The sequence below is a fragment of the Teichococcus vastitatis genome, from assembly GCF_003604215.1.
GTDB lineage: Bacteria > Pseudomonadota > Alphaproteobacteria > Acetobacterales > Acetobacteraceae > Pseudoroseomonas > Pseudoroseomonas vastitatis.
In genome coordinates this window covers 34,441-54,410 of the sequence record NZ_QXGS01000001.1, presented here as the reverse complement: position 1 = coordinate 54,410, position 19,970 = coordinate 34,441, and the positions used below count along the sequence as shown (strand labels likewise).

Sequence of the window (19,970 nt, the reverse complement as noted above, 5' to 3'; positions counted from 1 at the left end):
CCGGCCGGCACAGCCCAGGGCCGGAAACGCTGAATGGGCGGCTTGGTCAGCCGGCCGCGATGCGCCGGGGCGACACGCCGCCCATGGGCGAACGGCTGCGCCAGGCCCAGGCCCAGCCCGGCAGGGCGGCAGCGGCCAGGGGGCGGCTGACGGCATAGCCCTGCACATGATCGGCGCCAGCCGCCGCGACGGCGCGCCACAGCCGGGCATCGGAGACGCCTTCCGCCGTCACGGTCATGCGCCGGAGATGCGCGCGGCCGACCAGACGGGACACTTCGGCGCGGGCCCGGCGGCTGGTGGGCATCGCCGCGACCAGGTGCCGGTCCAGCTTAATGCCCGCGAAGGGCAGTTCCATCAGGGCGGCACGGTCATCCTCCAGCCCCATGTCGTCGATCAGCACCGGCACACCGGCGCTGGCAAGACGGCGCAGCGCCCGCCGAAGGGCGGAGCGGTCCCGCACCGGCGTGGTTTCCGTCAGTTCCAGAACCAGGGCCGAGGCGGGAAAGCCGTGCCTGGCCATCAGGCGCCGTAGCCAGCACAGCACGTCCCGCTCCAGCAACAGCGCCAGCGGCAGGTTCAGCGTGACCGAGGCGCCGAGACGGGCAGGGGCGGCCGCCATCTCGCGGAAGGCGGCGTCGGCGACGGCCTCGGTCAGCGCGCGGCTCTGGCCGCTGCTCTCGGCCAGCGGCACGAAGCAATCCGGCCCCACCGGCATGGTGCTGGTGCGGTGCCAGCGGGCCAGTCCCTCCAGCAGCACCGGACGATGGTCGGCGATGCGCAGGATGGGCTGGTATCGCACCGTGATCTCCCCCCGCAGCAAGCCGGACGCCAGGTCGGCGGCGTCCGTCAGGGGCGGGGCAGCTGGATGAGCGTGGCCCTGGCCGCGCAGCGCCGCCGCCAGATCGGCGGCATGCGGGCGTACCGAATCGATGCCGGTGATCGGCATGCCATCTTCCAGCACCACGACGATCCCGGACTGCCCGAACGGATCCCGCGCCGCCGCCAGCAGGGCCGGCCAGCTGGAGCCGGCCGCGGAAGGCTGGCAGACCAGCTGCCGCCGCGTTCCGCCGCCCGCGAACAGGTGACGCAGAGCCTCACGCCCTGAAGCGATGCGCTGCGGCGCAACGCCGGCCATTCCCATCACCGCGGCCTGGGCGGCAGTGACGATGGCAGGATCGTCCGCCAGCAGCAGCGGCGGTTCGAGGTCAAGGGAGTTCGGCGGGATCTGAAGGGTCATCATCCTCCCCTTCGCGGAGAAGGGCAGGGGAGATGTTAGGGACGCATCACCTAAAGTAAAGATCTGGTTAATAATTAGACAAAGCGCCCGACTGTGTCAGGAGCTGAAACAGGGCATCCCACAGCCCGGTGCGCGTCAGGTTCCGGATGCGGCACGTGCGGCGGGGCTCGGCGCCTCCGTGACGCGGCGCAGCCGGTTCTCGCCCAGGAACAGCAGCATCGGCGCGGCGATGAAGATGGAGGACGATGTTGAGGCGACGATGCCGAACACCATGGTCCAGGCAAATCCGGCCAGCGTATCGCCGCCGAACAGCGCCAGCGGCAAGGCGGATAACAGCAGCGTGACCGAGGTGCCGAGGGTGCGATTCAAGGTTTCGTTGATCGATTTGTCGATCAGCTGCCGCAACGGCATGGTTTTATACTTGCGGAGATTTTCGCGCATCCGGTCATAGACCACGACCTTGTCGTTGACCGAGAAGCCGATGATCGTCAGCACCGCCGCCACCGTGGTCAGGCTGAACTCGATGCGGGTCACCGCCAGGAAGCCGACCACCTTTGTGGTTTCCAGCAGCAGCGTGACGATGGCGCCCACGGCGAACTGCCATTCGAAGCGGAACCAGATATAGGCCATCATCGCCAGCATCGAGAGGCCGAGCGCGATCAGGCTGCCGGTGAACAGTTCGTCGCTGATCCGGTTGCCGACCGCCTCGGTGCGCAGCAGCCGGGCGCCGGGGGAGACCTGCTCCAGCGTGGCGCGCACCTGGTTCACCGCCGTCTGGGTGGCGCCCTCGTCACCCTGCACGGGCAGGCGCAGCAGCACGGTGGAGGCATCGCCGAATTCCTGCACCCCGGCTTCGCCGAGGCCGAGACTGCCGATGCCGGAGCGCAGCGCGCCGAGGTCGGCCGGGCCGCTGGTGCGCACCTCCATCAGGATGCCGCCGCGGAAGTCGATGCCTTTCTCCAGGCCTGGGTAGAAGGCGAGTACAACCGACAGCACCGACAGGATGATCGAGAAGGCGATGCCGAGCTTGCGCCCCTTCATGAAGGGGATCGCGGTGTCGTCGCGCACCAGCCGGAACAGGGGACGGGCCAGGAACATGATCGGATTTTCCCTCAGACCGGCAGCAGCTTGGGCCGGCGGCGGCGATACCAGATCGAGACGAACAGCCGCACCAGCGTGGTGGCGGTCCACATCTGGACGATGGTGCCGATGGCCACTGTGACCGCGAAGCCGCGCACCGGGCCGGAACCGAGCGCGTAGAGGCAGGCCATGGCGATCAGGTTGGTCAGGTTGCTGTCCATGATGGTGCCGGACGCCTTGGTGAAGCCCGCCTCCAGCGCACTGGCCGGTGGGCGGCCGAGGCGGGTTTCCTCGCGGATGCGCTCGTTGATCAGGATGTTGGCGTCGAGCGCGGTGCCCAGCGTCAGCACGATGCCGGCGATGCCGGGCAGGGTGATGGTGGCCTGCAGCACCGACAGCGCCGCCAGCATCAGCAGCAGGTTGACGAGCAGCGCGATGTTGGCGAACCAGCCGAGCAGGCCATAGGCCAGGCCCATGTAGAGAAACACGAAGCTGGCCCCGACGGCGAGGCTGATCAGCCCGGCGCGGATCGCATCGGCCCCGAGTTCTGGCCCGATGGTGCGCTCCTCCACCACGGTGAGCGGTGCGGGCAGGGCGCCGGCGCGCAACAGCACGGCGAGATCGTTGGCCGATGCGGCGTCGAAGCTGCCGCTGATCTGCCCCTGGCCACCGGTGATCGGCTCACGGATCACGGGCGCGGTGATCACCTTGTTGTCCAGCACCACGGCGAAGGGCCGGCCGACATTCTGCCGCGTGATGTCGGCGAAGCGGCGCGTGCCGACGGAATCGAAGGAGAAGTTCACCACCCACTCTCCGGTCTGGCCGTTCTGCCCGGCACGGGCATCGGACAGGTTGGCGCCGTCCACCTCGATGCGGCGGCGCACCGGGTAACGCTGGCCGGGAGTCTCGCCTTCCAGGAACTCGACGCCGGGGGGCGGCACGGCAGCCTGGAGATTGGCGTTCTCGTCCAGCAGGCGGAAGGTCATGCGGGCGGTTCGGCCGAGCAGCTCCTTGATCCGGTTCGGATCCTCGACGCCGGGCAACTGCACCAGGATGCGGCTCTGCCCCTGGCGCGCGATCAGCGCCTCGGAGGTACCGGTCTCGTCGATGCGGCGGCGGACGATCTCCAGCGATTGCTCCACCGCACCGCTGGCCCGTGCCCGCAGCGCCGTCTCGCTCAGCGTCAGGGTCACGGTGCCATCCTCGGCGGAGGTCACGTTGACATCAGCCGGCACGCCGGGCGCCGCGGCCGTGCCGGCCGGATTGGCCATCTCGCGCAGGGCGGCAACGGCGGCCGGCACCTGGGCCGCGTCCCGCACCCGCAGCGTCAGGCGCTCATTGGCCGGGTCGGCGGCGAGGTTCAGGTAGCCGATATTGGCCTGCCGCAACCGCGTGCGCGCGCCATCCGCCAGGCCCTCCAGCCGTTCCCGCACCACCGCGGCGAGGTCGACCTCCAGCAGCAGGTAGGAGCCGCCGCGCAGGTCGAGCCCCAGCGAGATCTGGCGGGCCGGCAGCCAGGATGGGATGCTGGCGCGCGGAAACAGGTTGGGCAGAGACAACAGCACACCCAGCAGGATGACGCCGGCAATGGCGGCGACCTTCCACCGCGCGAAGTACAGCATGGCCGCAAAGGCCCCCCAAGCTCAGAGGGTGCGGAAAATGCTGGCTGGACGGTCAGGATGCAACCCACCATGCGCACCCGGCCACACTCTGCTACACGCCGCGCCAGATCGATCGAGGCAAGAGGCGGAACCATGCGGTTGAAGCTGGGCATCCTGGGCGCGGGACATTTCGGACGCTTCCACGCGCTGAAGGCGGGCCGCGGGCCCCGCGTCGACTTCGTGGGTCTGGCCGATGCCGACCCCGCGCGCGCTGCCGCCGTGGCCTCCGAGGCGGGGTGCCGCGCCTGGGATGGCGACGAGCTGATGCGGGAAGCCGATGCCGTGATCATCGCCGCGCCCACCGCCTTCCACCATGGCCTGGCCTCCGCCGCCCTCGCGGCTGGCTGCCACGTCTTCGTGGAAAAGCCGATCGCGGCCACCCTGGCCGAGGCAGATGCGCTGGTGGCCGAGGCCGCCGCCGCCGGCCGGGTGCTGCAGATCGGGCATATCGAGCGCTTCTCCGCCGGGATGGCGACGCTGCGCGGCAGCGCCGGCGTGGGGCGGCCACTCTACATGGAGGCGGTGCGCATCGCGCCGTTCCGGCCGCGCAGCCTCGACGTCACGGTGATCCTGGACCTGATGATCCATGATCTGGACTTGGTGATCGGGCTGGCCGGATCGGAACTGGTGGCGGTGGAGGCGGCGGGAACCGCCGTGGTGTCGGACAAAATCGACATCGCCAATGCCCGGCTGCGCTTCGCCAACGGCGTCCAGGCCACCGTCACCGCCAGCCGCGCCAGCCTGAAGATGGAGCGCCGGCTGCGCGTCTTCGGCACCGAGGGCTATGCCAGCCTGGACTTCCTGGGCCGCGAGATGAAGCTGGTGCGCAAGGGACAGGGCCAGCCGCTGGAGCAGATCCCCGGACATGGCATCGACAGCCTGTCCTGGACCGAGCACGACAATCTGGAGGCCGAGCAGGCCGCCTTCGTCGATGCGTGCCTGGATGGCAGGCCGCCCCACCGCCTCACGCTGGCAGCCGATGGTGTGGCCGGCCGCGCGGCACTGGATGCCGCCCTGCGGATCGAGACCGCGGTGGCCGAGGCGCTGCGCCCGACCTCGGCCTGATCGCGGGCCTGAGCGGGACGGCCGGGCTTCGGGAGAATCGCTTCCCCCGAAGAAGGCGTCACCAGCGGCCACGACCGCGCGGCGGCGGACCGTAGGAGCGCTGCTGCGACTGGTCGTACAGGTAGCCGGCACCGGCGCCGGCTCCTGCGCCCAGCAGCGCGCCCAGGCCGGCATTGCCGCTGAACGAGCCGACGATACCGCCCAGCGCGGCGCCGCCGGCGGTGCCGCCGACAACGTTGCGGGCCTGCGGATTCATGCTGCCTGGTGCGCAGGCGCCGAGCGACAGCACGGCGAGCAACGGCAGGGCGAAGCGGGCGTGGCGGATCATGCGCGGGCTCCTCATCTCAGCGGCGGCCACGCGAGGCGGGGGCCTCGGGGCAGGGATAGGTGGCCTGCGCCCAGCGGAACAGCCCGTCGATCGGCGTGTCGTTGGCGTATTGTGTATTCTGGCGCACCCAGGCGGCGAAGCCGAGGCCGGATTCGGCAATGGTCGGCGGCGGGCTCGGCAGGCAGAACAGCGGCCGGCGGGTTGAGTTGGGCGGGTTCAGCGCGGCGTGGAACTGCCCGGCGGACGTCATGTATCCCTGGCAATAGGCGATCGACTCCAGGCGGCGGGGATTGTCGGGCGCCGGGTCGCAGAGCGCGGCGAGGTCGCCCGCCGTGCTGGCATGAGTGATGATGCCGCCGGGTGCGGGGGCGGAGCCCGTCTGCGCCAAGGCCGGAGCCGCGACGAGCGCGGCCAATGCCGCCGCCAAGGTGAATGTCCGCATGTGGTTTCGTTCCTCGCGGTTGTCGGTGCCACCCCGGGGCGGCCTGGAGCGGCCGGGCCCGGGGTGACACGGAACGGCATGCCTGGACGGCGTCGCCCAGGCAATGCCGTAGGTTGAAACCGCCAAGCCTTCGATGGTTGCGGCAGCCTAGCGGCTGCGCAGCACCGTGACGGGCAGACGGCCGCCCAGTGACAGCCGGGCCGAGGCGGGCAGATCGGTGCCGCTGAGCACGCAGCGCCAGCCACGGCCGGCCCATTCGCCCGGCAGTTCCAGATCCACCGCCGCCGTTCCTGCCAAATCCGCTTCGCCCAGCCCGGCCGGATGGCGCAGCGCCACCCGCACCAGCAGCGCGTCGTTCCCGTGTTGCCGGAGAAAGGCCAGCTGACCCTCCGGCGCCGGTAGGGGCTGGTAACCACCCTGGGCAAACAATGCCGGGGCGGCATTGCGCTCCGCCAGCAGGCGATGGATCACCGCCTGCTTCACCGCGCCGCCCTGCCATTCGCCCAGCAGCGCTTCCGGCGCCAGATTCGCCTCCAGCGCGGCGCGGCGCGCGGCGTAGTCCACGGGGCGACGGTTATCGGGGTCGACCAGCGATTCGTCCCAGAACTCGGTGCCCTGGTAGAGGTCGGGCACGCCGGGCAGGGTGTAGCGCAGCACCACCTGGGACAGGCTCTTGGCCGCGCCGCCGCGCGCCATGCGGCCGGCGAAATCCTGCAGGCCGCGGGCCAGCTCCGGAAAGCGGGACGGATCGACCACGCCGCGCAGGAACTCCAGGCTGGCTTTCTCATAGGCCTCGTCGGGCATGGCCCAGCCGGAACGGCGCTTGGCTTCCCGCATCGCTTTCTGCTGCCAGCCGCTCAGCCGTTCCATCCAGCGGTCGACGCCGGCACGGTCGTCCACCGACAGGCCAAGCGGCCAGGATGCGAGCACCATCTGCAGAAACATCACGGCATCGCCGGGCTCCGGCGCCGGGCCGGCGGCCTGGTCCTGCACCAGCGGCTTCGCCTGGTTGAGGAAGCCGCGCAGCGCGGCCGGCCACTCATCCGGCATCTCGGACAACAGGGCCAGTCGCAGGCGCAGATCTTCGCCGCGCTTGTGGTCATGCGTGGCGGTGGCCAGCATGGCGCCGGGCGTTGCCTCGCCGCGCGCCGTGGCGGCTTGGTGGAACCCCTCCGGCGACAGGCTGAACTGGCCGGGACTGGAGCCGACCTCGTTGCGCGACAGCAGCCGGCCGTAGCGGTAGAAGGCGGTGTCCTCCACCGACTTGGCGGCCGTTGGCGAGGAAAGCTGCTGGAACCGTTGCCGGGCCGTCAGCAGGGCGTGGCGCGCATCGCCGCGCGGCAGGTCGCGCGGCGAGATCTCGGCCAGCCACAGCAGCACCTGGGACAACAGCATGTGGTCGGTTGGCGCCAGCATCGCCCGCGCCGCGTCCGCCGCCTGGCGCAGCACCGCGACGTCCTGCTCCGTCGGCGCGCCAACGCGGACATAGACGCGGTAGACCGGAAAGTTCAGCAGCAGCGCGTGGAGCACGCGGCGGATGGCGTTGAACGAGAAGTCGCGGGACCGGATATGGCCGCGCGCCAGGTGATGCAGCGCCCGGGTGCAATTGTCGAGTTCCGCCGCCAGGCTGTCGCGCAGGATCTGCGCGCGCGCCGCGATCTCCTCGGCATGGAAATCGAGGGCACTGCCGCTGGTCTCGCGCCACAGGGCAGAGAAGGGAGCCTCGCCAGCGGGATCGTGCAACACGGCGCCGACCTGATCCATGAAGTCATAGCCGGTGGTGCCGTCGGTCTGCCAGCGCGCCGGCAACGGCTCCCCTGGGGCCAGGATCTTCTCCACCAGGATGTAGGGCTCGCCAGCCGGCGCGCCGGCCGGGCGGCGGGCGCCGGCGATGGCCATGCGGCGGCGCAGCTTGCGGCAATACGCACCCGGATCGGCCAGGCCATCCACATGATCGATGCGCACGCCGTCGATCAGCCCCTCGGCATAAAGGCGCAGGATCAGCTCATGCGTCGCGTCGAACACTTCCGGTTCCTCGGCCCGCAGCCCGGCAAGCCCGGTGACGTCGAAGAAGCGGCGCCAGTTGATCTCGTCCGTCGCGGTGCGCCACCAGGCGAGGCGGTAATGCTGCCGTTCCAGCAATGCATGCAGCCGCGCCAGGCCGTTCAACGAGGCCGGGTCATAGGCCGTCAGGCCGTCGCGATCATCGAGGATGGTGTTGGCGTCGCGCGGCGCGATCGGGAAACGGTTGTCGTAATACGCGACCGACAATCCGGTCGGGCCATCGGCCACCAGGGACAGCTCCCCATCCGCCAGCGCCTCGCCATAAGGCTTGCCGAGGAAGGGGGCCAGCATCTTGCCGGCCAGCGTCGGGTCCTTGTTGTCCCAATCGATGTCGAAGAAGCGGGCGAACCGGCTGTCGCGGCCATTCGCCAGCACGTCCTGCCACCAGGCATTGTGCGGCCCGTCCACGCCCATGTGGTTGGGCACGATGTCGATCAGCAGCCCCATTCCCTCGGCCCGCAACGCCGCCACCAGCCGCCGCAGCGCCGCCTTGCCGCCAAGGGCCGGGTTGATCGCGTCATGCGCGGTGATGTCGTAGCCATGCATCGACCCGGGCGCCGCCGGCAGCAGAGGCGAGGCGTAGAGGTGGCTGATCCCAAGCCGCGCCAGGTAGGGCACGACGCCGACCGCGTCATCCAGCGTGAACTCCGCATGGAACTGGATGCGGTAGGTGGAGCGCGGGGTGGTGCCGGCGGGGGGAGGAACGGGCGGCGTCATGGGGCTCTCCGCGCCCGCGCCAAGCCGCGCAGGCGCTGTTCGATGGCGGGGTCCGCAAAGAGGCGCTCGACGGGTGGATCGAGCCGCCGGCGCCAGTTCGGATGCTCGTCAACGGTGCCGGGGAGGTTGGGTTGCTCCACCGCCGCGACGGCGTCCTCCAGCGGCAGCAGGGCGAGGTCGCATTGCGCGCGGCCGATGAAGGCAGCGGCAGCATCGGCAACCTGGGCGGCATCGGCCAGCGGCGGCGGTGCGCCCTTCGCCACGCCTGCCTGGCGGAAGGCGGCCCATAGCTTACCGCGCTCCGCCACACGCGTCTGCGCCTGATCCTTGGGGCCGCCGCCCAGCTTGTTCCGCCAAACCAGATCGGCGCCGGACCACCAGCCGGCTACGGTGGGCAGGTCATGCGTCGAGGTCATCGACACCGCTTCCCGCGACCAGCGCTGCGGCGCCTTGAAGCCGCGCGAGGTCTGCTCGAACCACATCACCCGCATGCCGGCGACGCCGGTTTCCTGCAGCCGCGGCCGGAAGCCCTCCGGCACGGTGCCGAGGTCCTCGCCGATGGCGATCGCCTGGTGCAGATGCGATTCCAGGGCCACCAGCCGCAGCAGGTCATCCATCGGATAGCGCAGGTAGCACCCATCGGCGGGCGATGCGCCGGAAGGCACCAGCCACAGGCGCCGCAGCCCGAGAACATGGTCGAGGCGGACGCCGCCCGCATTGCGGAACGCCGCGCCGAGCATTTCCCGGAAGGCGGCGAAGCCGTTGGCCACCAGCCCGTGCGGCGAATAGGTGGTGATGCCCCAGCCCTGGCCGCGCGTGTTGAAGATGTCCGGCGGCGCGCCGATCTCGACGCCCGAGAGGAACTCGGTCTGGCGGGCCCAGGCATCGCTGCCGCCGCCATCGACGCCGATGGCGAGGTCGGCGATCAGCCCGATGCGGGCGCCCTTGTCCCGCATCGTCGCCTGCGCGGAGGCGAGGCCGCGATCGGCCAGGAACTGCAGGAATATGTGGAAGCCGACTTCCTCGGCCTGGGCTTCGGCGAAGCGGGCCACCTCGGCACTGTCCGGGTCGCGCAGTGCGGCGGGCCAGTCCCGCCAGTTCCAGCGGGACGGATCCTCGGCCAGCTGCGCGGCGTGCAGCGCCTCGAACCGCGCATGGTTCTCCAGCGAGGTGCCGCCCAGGGCACGGAATGCCTCCAGCGCGTCGCGCAACGCTTCCTGCGGCGCCTGCAGCTGCGCGGCATAAAGCTGGCGGGCGCGAAGGATGCGGGCCCGTGCCACATCCGGCCATTCCACCAGGTCCAGCGCCTCCAGCCGGGACCATTCCTCCGCCAGCCCCGGCGCAAAGGCGGGCGCGTGCGGCACCAGTGTCTCGCCCTCGGCGTAGCGCACGTCGAGCCAGAGCCGGCTGGAGGGCGCGTAAGGGCTGAAGCGCGACGGATCGGCGGTGAATTGCGCATGCACCGGGCTGATCGCCACGGCATCGGCACCCTGCGCGGCGGCGCCCTGGGCGAAATCCTGCAGCGCGCGATAATCGCCGACGCCGCCATCCCCGATGCGCTTCAGGGAATAAAGCTGCACCGCGAGGCCCCACGCCTTGTCGCCGCCGCAGGCATCGCTGATCCGGTGGCCATGCGGGGGTGCCACCGCCAGGGTCAGCGTCCGCTCACCGTTCTCCAGCGTGTAGTAGCCGGGAAGGGTAGGAGCGGTGATGCGGGCCCCGCCGGCGGCGGCGGCCATCTCGCCTTCTACCGTCTCGCCCCCCATGGCGGTCAGGCGATAGCGGCCGGCGCGCGCCCCCTGCAGCCGCACCGCTTCGCCGGGGATGGCCGTCAGCAGCGGCGGGGGCGCGGAACGCTGCGCCTCGCGCAACCGGGTGAGGCTGTCGCGCGCCGCCTTCTCGCTGTCCGCAGGATAGCCGAGAGCCCCCAGCACGGTGCGCAACACCTCGGGCGAGACCTGTTGCGGCTTGCCATGCGCGTTTTCCCATTCCGCCATCAGCCCGACGGAGCGGGCGAGACGGCGCAATTCGCTCCCGCCGCTCATGCGGCGGCCGCCTTCAGCCAGGCCACCGCGCTATGCGGCAGCAACTGGCCATCCCGCGCGACCGTATCGGCCACATCCTCACGCGATTCGGCCAGCACGTGACCATCCGCGGCGGCGCAGGGCAGCGCTTCCCCGCCGAACTGCGCCGCGATAGTGAGCACCGCGCCGTCTGCCAGCGTCCATTGCGCGCGCAGCCCGGTTTCGCCCAGCTTCTCGGAGCCCGCGGATTTGGCGCCCGCCAGATGCGGGCCGAGCCGCATGTTGCGCGCGCGGAGCAAGGTGGAAACAAAGCTTTCCATGTGCAGGCCGGCTTCGGATTGCCGCTCCTCCGGCTCCGGCTTGCTGGCCTCGAAGGTCGCCGGGTCATTGGGATCGGGGATCTTCTCGCGCTTCTCAGGGTCGTTGAAGGCGGGAAACCGCGCGAACTCCTTGCGCCGCCCCTCGCGAACGGCCTTGGCCAGGTTCTGGTCGGGGAAGCCGGTGAAGAACAGGAACGGCTTCTGCGAGGCGTACTCGTCACCCATGAACAGCATCGGCACCGGCGGCGACAGCAGCAGCAGCAGCATCGCCGCCCGCACGCCATCGGCCGGCGCGAGCGCGAAGATTCGCTCGCCCAGGGCGCGGTTGCCGACTTGATCATGCGTTTGCAGCGAGTTGACGAAGGCGGAGGGCGGCAGATGATCGCTGGGCTTGCCGCGCGCATGCCCGAGGTTCTTCGAAACCTCGCCCTGATAAACGAAGCCGCTCTGCATGGCGCGGGCCAGATGCCCGGCCGGATCATCGGCGTAATCGGCGTAATAGGCGTCGTGCTCGCCGGTCAGCAACACGTGGAGGCAGTGGTGGACGTCGTCGTTCCACTGCGCATCAAAATCCTTCTCCAGCCGCGCGGCGTCGTTGGTCTCGTTCTCCAGCACCAGATAAACATTGCGGCCCTGCGTGGCCTCACGGATCCGCGTGGAAAGTTCCTGCAGGAAGGTATCGTCGGTGATGGCGTGCACAGCGTCGAAGCGGAGCCCGTCCATCCGGTATTCGGTGAGCCAGAAGATGGCGTTCTCGATAAAGAAATCGCGCACCGGCTTCTCGCGGAAGTCGATGGCATCGCCCCAGGGAGTATGAATATCCTTGCGAAAGAAGTCGGGCGCGATGCTGTGCCAGTAATTGCCGGCCGGGCCGAAGTGGTTGTACACCACGTCCATCATCACGGCGATGCCGAGCCCGTGCGCCGCATCGACCAGTGCCTTGAGATCATCCGGCGTGCCATAGGTCTCGTCGGGTGCGTAAGGCAGCACGCCGTCATAACCCCAATTGGCGGTGCCGGCGAAATCGGCCACCGGCATGATCTCGATGGTGTTCACCCCGAGCGTCGCCAATCGCTGCAGCTCACCCATGATGCCGCGAAAGCCACCCATCGCGCCCGCGTGCAGCTCGTACACCACGGCGCGCGGCCAGGGCAGCGCGGCATAGTCGGTGTGCCGCCAGGCGAAGCCGTGATCCACCACCACGCTCCAGCCATCCACATCGCCATCCTGCGCGTGCGATGCGGGGTCCGGGACGGTGGGTCCGTTGCCCAGTGCGTAGCGGTAGCGGGTCCCCGGCGCGGCGTCCGCCGTCGCCGACCACCAGCCATCGGCCTCCTGCTGCATCGGCAGCGCGGGCGCATCGCGGCGCTCCAGCGTCACCTTCGGCTGACCGGGGGCCCATAGGCGGAAGCGTGTGCGGCCGTTTTCCCCCGGAAGGGCGCCGAAGCTGTACCGATCGCTCATGGCGATGAATCCTTTGCGGGAAGAAAGGCGATCAAGAGACGGGCTGACCGCGGCGCGACGGTGACGGACCCGGAGCGCAGCAGCGTTTCCGGCGCGTCCGGCTCGCTGCTGTCGAGAGCGGAAATCCAGTCCAGGGACGGGGCTGGCGGCCGAAAGATCTGGCGTTCGGCGGACGCGTTGAGCAGCAACAGGGTCACCTCGACCTGCGGCGGCTCCGCCGGTATCGGGCCCGGCGCCAGGCAGGCCCGGCGCAGCGCCAGTACGCGACCCTGCGGATCGTGCCATTCCTCGGTGGGGAGCGGCTCGCCATCGGCACCAAACCAGCCGATATCGGGAAGGCCGGGCAGTGGCTCGGTGCGGCCATGCAGGAAATCCGGCGAACGCAAGGTCGCCAGCCGGTGCCGCAGCGCGATGGCACGGGACACGAAACGCTGCAGTTGCGCTCCGGCCTCGCTCTCCTCCAGCCGCCAGTCCAGCCAGGACACCTCATTGTCCTGGCAATAGGCGTTATTGTTGCCGCGCTGGCTGCGGCCGAACTCGTCTCCCGCCAGCAGCATCGGCGTGCCATGCGAGGCGAACAGGCTCAACAGCATGGCGCGCTTCAGCGCGGCCCGCAGCGCCAGGATCCGGGGATCACCCGTCGGGCCCTCGACGCCCCAGTTGCTGGAACAATTGTCACCATGGCCGTCGCGGTTGTTCTCGCCATTCGCCAGGTTGTGGCGTTCGGAATAGGAGACGAGATCCTGCAAGGTGAAGCCATCATGCGCGGCCATGAAGTTGACCGAGCTCCAGGGCCGGCGGCGGCGGTGCTCGAACAGATCGCCCGAGCCGGACAAGCGCTTGGCAACGTTGGCCCGGAGACCTGAATCGCCGCGCCAGAAGCGCCGCATGTCATCGCGATAACGGTCGTTCCATTCGGCGAAGCCGGGTGGATGGCGGCCGAGCTGATATCCGCCTGGACCGATGTCCCAGGGCTCGGCGATCAACTTCAGACGGGACAGCACAGGATCCTGCCGAATGGCATCGAAGAAGCCCGACCCAGGGTCGAAGCCATTGCCCTCCCGCCCCAGGGTGGAGCAGAGATCGAAACGGAAACCATCGACGCGGAAGGCCGTGGCCCAGTACCGCAAACTGTCCATGACCATCTGCAACACGCGCGGATGCGACAAGTTGACGGTGTTTCCGCAGCCCGTCTCATCGATGAAGGCGCGCTCGCCGCCAGGAATCAGGCGGTAATAGCTGGCATTGTCCAGCCCGCGCCAGGAAAGGGTCGGCCCGGTTTCGCTGCCTTCGCAGGTGTGGTTGTACACCACATCCAGGATCACCTCGATGCCGGCGGCGTGCAGGCGGCGGATGGCGATGCGGATCTCATCGAGCTGGCCAGTCGACAGGTAGGCAGGCTCGGGCGCGAAGAAGGAGAGGGTGGAATAACCCCAATAGTTGCGCAGGCCCTTTTCCACGAGGAAGCGGTCCTGCAAGAAGGCATGGATCGGCAGCAACTCGACGGCGGTGACACCAAGGCGGTGCAGGTGCTCGATCATCGGCGGCGTGGCCAGCGCGGCGAAGCTGCCGCGTTCGCGGGGCCAGATGTCCTGGCGCTGCATGGTCAGGCCGCGCAGATGCGCCTCGTAGATGACGGTTCGGTCCCACGGAACATCTGGCGGCCGGTCGTCGCCCCAGTTGAAGGCATCATCCGTGACCACGGATTTGGGCATGGCGGCGGCGCTGTCGCGCCGGTCGAAGGACAGGTCAGCCCGCGGCGCGCCGACGCGGTGGCCGAATAGCGCATCCGACCAGCGCAGACTGCCCAGCATCTGCCGCCCATAGGGATCCAGCAGCAGCTTGTGCGGGTTGAAGCGGTGGCCCTGTTCCGGTTGGAACGGCCCGTGCGCCCGGTAGCCATAGACGAGGCCAGGCCGCGCTTCCGGAAGGTAGCCATGGAACACCTCGTCCGTGCATTCCGGAAGCTCCATCCGCATCAGTTCACGGCGACCCGCCGGATCGAAGATGCACAGGTCGATCTTCGATGCATGCGCGGAAAACACCGCGAAGTTGACGCCGAGGCCGTCCCAGTGCGCCCCCAATGCGTGGGGGCGCCCGGGCAGCAACCGATCAGGCAGACGCGGCAACGAAGCCCTCCGCCGGCACCAGCACGAGGGTCGCCAGTCCCGGCAATTCCAGGGCCGCTGAGGCGTCGAGACCGTGCGAGGGCTCGGCCGCAGCATGCACCGTGCCGCCATTGCCATTGTTGCTGCCGCCATAGATGGCGGCATCGGAGTTGAACACCTCACGCCAAGCCCCCGCCGATGGCAAGCCGAGGCGATAGCCGGAGCGCGTCACCGGTGTCATGTTGCACACCACCAGCGCCGGCGCGGTTCCATCCGGACCGAGACGCAGGAAGGCGAAGACGCTGTTGGCGCTGTCATCCAGGACCACCCAGCGGAAACCGGCCGGATCGCAATCCAGGGCGTGCAGGGCCGGCAGGTCCTGGTACAGACGATTCAGGTCGCGCAGCATGCGCTGCAGCCCGGCATGATGCGGCTGGTCGAGCAGGTGCCAATCCAGGGAACGGTCATGGTTCCATTCCCGCCACTGCGCGATCTCGCCGCCCATGAACAGCAGCTTCTTGCCAGGATGCGTCCACATGAAGGACAGGTAAGCCCGGAGATTGGCGAATTTCTGCCAGTCATCGCCAGGCATCTTGCCGATCAGCGAGCCTTTGCCGTGCACCACCTCGTCATGGCTCAGCGGCAACATGAACTTCTCGGTGAAGGCATACACCATCCCGAAGGTCATGCCGCCATGCTGGTATTGCCGGTAGATCGGGTCGCGCTCCATGTAGTGGAGCGTGTCGTGCATCCAGCCCATGTTCCACTTGAAGTCGAAGCCGAGGCCGCCTTCATCAGCCTTGCGGGTCACGCCGGGGAAAGCGGTGGATTCCTCAGCGATCAGCAGCTTGCCAGGGCAGCGCTCGGCGATGACGCGGGACAAATCCTGCAGGAACGAGATGGATTCCAGGTTCTCGCGGCCGCCATGGACGTTCGGGATCCACTGGTCGTGCGGCCGGCTGTAGTCGCGGTACAGCATGGAGGCCACGGCATCGACCCGCAGCGCGTCGGCGCCATAGGTTTCCAGCCAGTGGATGGCGCTGCCGATCAGGAAGTTACGCACTTCCCGGCGGCCAAGATTGTAGATCAGCGTGTTCCAGTCGTGATGGAACCCCTCGCGCGGATCAGCATGCTCGTAGAGGGCGGTGCCGTCGAAACGGGCGAGGCCATGCGTGTCGGTCGGGAAATGGGCCGGCACCCAATCCAGGATCACGCCGATCCCCGCCTCGTGGAAGCGGGCCACCAGCCGCTGGAAATGTTCCGGCGGACCGAAGGGGGCGTGCGGGGCGAACTGGCTGAGCGGCTGATAGCCCCAGGAACCGCCGAACGGATGGGCCATCACCGGCAGGAACTCGACGTGGGTGAAGCCCATGCCGGCGACATACGGGATCAACCGGTCGCCCAACTCCTCCCAGTTCAGCACGCTGTTGTTGTCGCCCCGCATCCAGGAGCCGGGATGCACCTCGTACACCGAGATGGGCTGGGTCTCTGGCCGCTCAGGCAGGCTGCGCGGCTTCGGCTTGGTGATGGCCGCGGTGTCCACCACGATCGAGCCGGTAGCGGGCGGCACCTCGGCCCGCCAGGCGCAGGGATCGGCCTTCAGCGGCAGCAGACTGCCATTGGGGTCCAGCAGTTCGAATTTGTAGATGGCGCCGACGCCGAGGCGCGGGATGAAGATCTCCCATATGCCGGCCTCGTGCCGCAGCCGCATCGGGTTGCGCCGGCCGTCCCAGCCATTGAAGTCGCCCACCACCGAGACCCGCCGCGCATTCGGTGCCCAAAGGGCGAAGCGTACGCCGCGTACGCCCTCCACGACGCAGGGATGGGCGCCGAGGCAGCGGCCGATATCCTGGTGCGTGCCTTCCCGCAGCAGGTGCAGGTCCAACTCGCCCAGAAGCGGCGGAAAGGCATACGCATCCTCCGCCTCCTGAACCGTCCCGCCCCAGTCGATGCGCAGGCGGTAAGGCATCTCCGCCAGCGGTCCCTCGAACAGGCCGGCCGGATGCACCTGCACCAGCGGCGCGGCGCCCTGACTCGTCACCACCTCGACGGTGCGGGCGTTGGGCAGCAGCACGCGGACCTGGCCGTCGCGCGGGCCCAGCACCGCGAAGGGATCGCCGTGGCGGCCCTCGACCAGCGCGACGACGGCTTCAGGATGCAGTGAGGCTTCAGCCATGCGGCGTCTCCTTGTTCAGCAGCCGGCTGGCCAGTTCATCGAGACCGCGCAATGGAATGTGCAGCCATGTCGGGCGGTTCGCCACTTCGTAACAGACCTCGTAGGCCGCCTTCTCCAGCAGGAACAGGTCGAGCAGCGTGGCCTCGGCCTCGTGCGGCGCCCACGGGCGCGGCGCGGCGGCGTGCACGGCGCGATAGGCGTCGAGGAACTCGCCGACGGCCCGCTCGCGGAAGCTTTCCAGCATTGCCAGATGCCGTTCGCCGACTTCAACCGCGCCGCCATCCTGCGTCTGCGCCGTGGCCACCGCGTAGTCGATCGAGCGCAGCAGCCCCGCCACGTCGCGCAGCGGCGAGGATTTCGCGCGGCGCTGCTCCAGCGTCTTGGCCGGCTCGCCCTCGAAATCGATGATGCAGGCATCGCCCTGCACCACCAGCACCTGGCCGAGGTGGAAGTCGCCGTGGATGCGCGTTTTCAGCACGCCTTCCACCGACGCGGCCATGCGGCCGATGGCGGCAATCAATGCGTCACGCTGCGCCAGCAGCCGCTCGGCCCGCTCGGCATCCTCCGCACGGCCACCGTCGCGCGGTGCGGCGATGGCGCGGAACGCCGCCTCCAGCTGCCGCTGCGCGCCTTCGGCCCAGCCCTGCGCATCCTGCGCCGAGGCGGGCTCGGGCTGGAACGCCGGATCGTCGGTCGGCTCGGCCAGCAGGGCGTGCATTTCCGCCAGGCGCTTGCCGAGGGCGGTGGCAAACACGGAATAGCCGGTGAAGGCGTCCTGCTGCTCTTCTTCAGGCGCCTCGGTGACGGCCATCTCGCCAACGGCGCGCGACAGGAACTCTGTGGTCCAGCCCCAGCCATCACCCTGGTTGCGGACAAAGCCCTGCACCACCACCAGGGTGCGCGGCACGCCATCCGGCGTTACCCGCACCACCTCGCCGAGCAGCGGGGCGGTCTGGCCGAAGCCGCGCTCGGTCAGGTGCCGGGTCATCTCCGTTTCCGGGCTGATGCCTTCAGTGACGCGGCGCACCAGCTTCAACACGGCCTGCTCGCCGATGATCAGGGAGGAGTTCGACTGCTCGGCCGAGAGCCGCCGGATCTCGGCATCGGCCGGGATCTCCACCTCGGGGAAGAGCGAGGTCGGCAGAAAGCGGATCTCGCCTTCCGACAGCTTCATCACCGCGCTTTCCGCCAGGCCGCGAAGCACGGAGGTCGGCAGCGCATCCAGCGCGAAAGCGTCGGTCAGCACGCCGACGCGGCGGCCACGGCGCACCCGCGCCAGGGCCAGCTGCTGCGGCAGGGCGGCGCTGGTTTCGTCCTCCCAGGCGATGCCGAGCGGCAGCAGATAGCGGGCGTGCCCGCTGCCTTCCGCCACCTCGACCTCGGCCAGCAGCACCTCCGTGGTGCGCCCGGCGAGCGCCTCGGCGAAGGCGAGGCGCGGCGCGGAGCCGGCATCGCCCTTGCCGGCAAACCAGCGGCGCTTCGGCAGGTAGCGGGGCAGGGCTTCCTGCTCGATGGTCTTGCGCATCGCCGGCTGCAGCGCCTCGGCCAGGCCGCTGCGCAACACCAGGGTGGACAATTCGGTCATCGGCTCAGGCGCCGGCATGTGCCAGCTCGGCATGGCAGCCTCCGTGGCGAGAACAAACCAGTAGAACCCATAAGGGGGCAGCGTCAGCAGGTAGGTCAGCTGACCGATCGGCGGGAAGGACTGACCGCCCAGCAGTTCCACCGGCACGCGGCCGGCGAAGCCGGACAGGTCGAGCTCCACCGCCTGCGCGGTGCGCGAGAGGTTGCAGACGCACAGGATCGTTTCCCCATCATGCTCGCGCAGATAGGCGAGGATCTTACGGTTGCCGGGATACAGGTAGCCGAAGGTCCCGCGGCCGAAGGCCTGGTGGCGCTTGCGCACCGTGAGCATGCGGCGTGTCCAGTTCAGCATCGAGTGCTGATCGGCGGACTGCGCCTCCACGTTCACCGCGTCGAAGCCGTAGATCGGGTCCATGATCGCGGGCAGCACCAGCTGCGCCGGGTTGGCGCGGGAGAAGCCGCCATTCCGGTCGGGCGACCACTGCATCGGCGTGCGCACGCCATCGCGGTCGCCGAGGTGAATGTTGTCGCCCATGCCGATCTCGTCGCCGTAATACAGCACCGGCGTGCCCGGCATGGACAGCAGCAGCGAATTCATCAGCTCGATGCGACGGCGGTCATGCTCCAGCAGCGGCGCCAGCCGGCGACGAATGCCGAGGTTGATGCGTGCCCGCTTCTCGGAGGCATAGGTTTCCCAAAGGTAGTCGCGCTCCTTGTCGGTCACCATCTCGAGCGTCAGCTCGTCATGGTTCCGCAGGAAAATGGCCCATTGGCAGGTTTCCGGAATGTCCGGTGTCTGCCGCAGGATGTCGGTGATCGGGAAGCGGTCCTCCTGCGCCATCGCCATGTACATGCGCGGCATCAGGGGGAAGTGGAAGGACATGTGGCATTCGTCGCCGTCGCCGAAATATTGCTGCGTGTCCTCCGGCCATTGGTTCGCCTCGGCCAGCAGCATCTTGCCCGGCGCGTGCGCATCCAGCGCGGCACGGATCTTCTTCAGCACCGCATGGGTTTCGGGCAGGTTCTCGTTGTTGGTGCCATCCCGTTCGATCAAGTAGGGGATGGCATCCAGGCGCAGCCCATCCACCCCGGCATCGAGCCAGAAGCGCATCACATCGAGCACTTCCTCGATCACCGCAGGGTTGTCGAAGTTCAGATCTGGCTGGTGCGAGTAGAAGCGGTGCCAGAAATACTGCCCCGCCACCGGATCCCAGGTCCAGTTCGACTTTTCGGTGTCGAGGAAGATGATGCGCGTGCCGTCATACTTCTGGTCGGTATCGGACCAGACGTAGAAATCACGCTCCGGCGATCCAGGCGGCGCCAGTCGCGCGCGCTGGAACCAGGGGTGCTGGTCCGAGGTGTGGTTGATCACCAGCTCGGTGATCACGCGGATACCACGGGCATGCGCCTCGTCGATGAAGCGGCGGATGTCGGCCATGCTGCCGTATTCGGGATGCACGTCCTTGTATTCGGCGATGTCGTAGCCGTCGTCCCGGCGCGGGGATGGATAGAAGGGCAGCAGCCAAATGGCGTCCACCCCCAGCGCCTGAACGTAATCCAGCTTGCTGATCAATCCCGGCAGGTCACCCACGCCGTCGTTGTTCGCGTCAAAGAACGACTTGATGTGCAGCTGGTAGATGACCGCGTCTTTGTACCAGAGCGGGTCGGCCGGCATCTCCGGCTTGTCGTTGGGCATGGGT

Annotated in this window: 12 protein-coding genes; 1 reads left to right on the top strand and 11 read right to left on the bottom strand. The window is 68.9% G+C overall.

Annotation, left to right across the window (positions count from 1 at the left end):
* Nucleotides 1-46 precede the first annotated feature (46 nt).
* The 3 genes from D2K64_RS00245 to secD form a co-directional block, all read right to left on the bottom strand.
* On the bottom strand, nt 47-1,237 hold the full coding sequence (locus D2K64_RS00245) for an EAL domain-containing protein (protein WP_157985666.1): 1,191 nt from the start codon (nt 1,235-1,237) through the stop codon (nt 47-49).
* Nucleotides 1,238-1,372: 135 nt separating this feature from the next.
* On the bottom strand, nt 1,373-2,335 hold the full coding sequence (gene secF, locus D2K64_RS00240) for a protein translocase subunit SecF (RefSeq protein ID WP_120005504.1): 963 nt from the start codon (nt 2,333-2,335) through the stop codon (nt 1,373-1,375).
* A 14-nt stretch (nt 2,336-2,349) separates the two neighbouring features.
* Entirely contained in the window at nt 2,350-3,939 is a 1,590-nt protein-coding gene (secD, locus tag D2K64_RS00235) for a protein translocase subunit SecD (RefSeq protein ID WP_120005502.1), read from the bottom strand.
* A 132-nt stretch (nt 3,940-4,071) separates the two neighbouring features.
* On the opposite strand from secD, the gene D2K64_RS00230 reads away from it, so the two are divergent.
* The gene (locus D2K64_RS00230) at nt 4,072-5,043 is read left to right on the top strand and encodes a Gfo/Idh/MocA family protein (protein WP_120005501.1); all 972 of its coding nucleotides are present in this window, start codon (nt 4,072-4,074) and stop codon (nt 5,041-5,043) included.
* A 58-nt stretch (nt 5,044-5,101) separates the two neighbouring features.
* Here the strand turns inward: D2K64_RS00230 and D2K64_RS00225 are convergent, their stop codons facing one another.
* The 8 genes from D2K64_RS00225 to treS form a co-directional block, all read right to left on the bottom strand.
* Nucleotides 5,102-5,371 (bottom strand): glycine zipper domain-containing protein, encoded by a 270-nt coding sequence (locus tag D2K64_RS00225; protein WP_120005498.1) that lies wholly within the window; start codon nt 5,369-5,371, stop codon nt 5,102-5,104.
* A gap of 16 nt (nt 5,372-5,387) precedes the next feature.
* Nucleotides 5,388-5,813, bottom strand: a complete 426-nt coding sequence (locus D2K64_RS00220; protein ID WP_120005496.1) for a Rap1a/Tai family immunity protein — start codon at nt 5,811-5,813, stop codon at nt 5,388-5,390.
* A 147-nt stretch (nt 5,814-5,960) separates the two neighbouring features.
* Nucleotides 5,961-8,594 carry a malto-oligosyltrehalose synthase gene (gene treY, locus D2K64_RS00215; RefSeq protein WP_120005494.1) on the bottom strand — a complete coding sequence of 878 codons (2,634 nt, stop codon included), beginning with the start codon at nt 8,592-8,594 and terminating at the stop codon, nt 5,961-5,963.
* Nucleotides 8,591-10,639 (bottom strand): 4-alpha-glucanotransferase, encoded by a 2,049-nt coding sequence (malQ, locus tag D2K64_RS00210; RefSeq protein ID WP_120005492.1) that lies wholly within the window; start codon nt 10,637-10,639, stop codon nt 8,591-8,593. Before malQ ends, treY begins: the two co-directional genes overlap by 4 nt.
* The gene (gene treZ, locus D2K64_RS00205) at nt 10,636-12,402 is read right to left on the bottom strand and encodes a malto-oligosyltrehalose trehalohydrolase (protein ID WP_120005489.1); all 1,767 of its coding nucleotides are present in this window, start codon (nt 12,400-12,402) and stop codon (nt 10,636-10,638) included. Before treZ ends, malQ begins: the two co-directional genes overlap by 4 nt.
* A complete protein-coding gene (gene glgX, locus D2K64_RS00200) occupies nt 12,399-14,531 on the bottom strand; it encodes a glycogen debranching protein GlgX (protein WP_238383923.1) in 2,133 nt (710 codons plus the stop codon). Before glgX ends, treZ begins: the two co-directional genes overlap by 4 nt.
* The gene (gene glgB, locus D2K64_RS00195; protein WP_120005485.1) at nt 14,515-16,686 is read right to left on the bottom strand and encodes a 1,4-alpha-glucan branching protein GlgB; all 2,172 of its coding nucleotides are present in this window, start codon (nt 16,684-16,686) and stop codon (nt 14,515-14,517) included. The genes glgX and glgB overlap by 17 nt, the downstream gene beginning before the upstream one ends.
* On the bottom strand, nt 16,679-19,966 hold the full coding sequence (gene treS / locus D2K64_RS00190) for a maltose alpha-D-glucosyltransferase (RefSeq protein WP_120005483.1): 3,288 nt from the start codon (nt 19,964-19,966) through the stop codon (nt 16,679-16,681). The genes glgB and treS overlap by 8 nt, the downstream gene beginning before the upstream one ends.
* Nucleotides 19,967-19,970 lie beyond the last annotated feature (4 nt).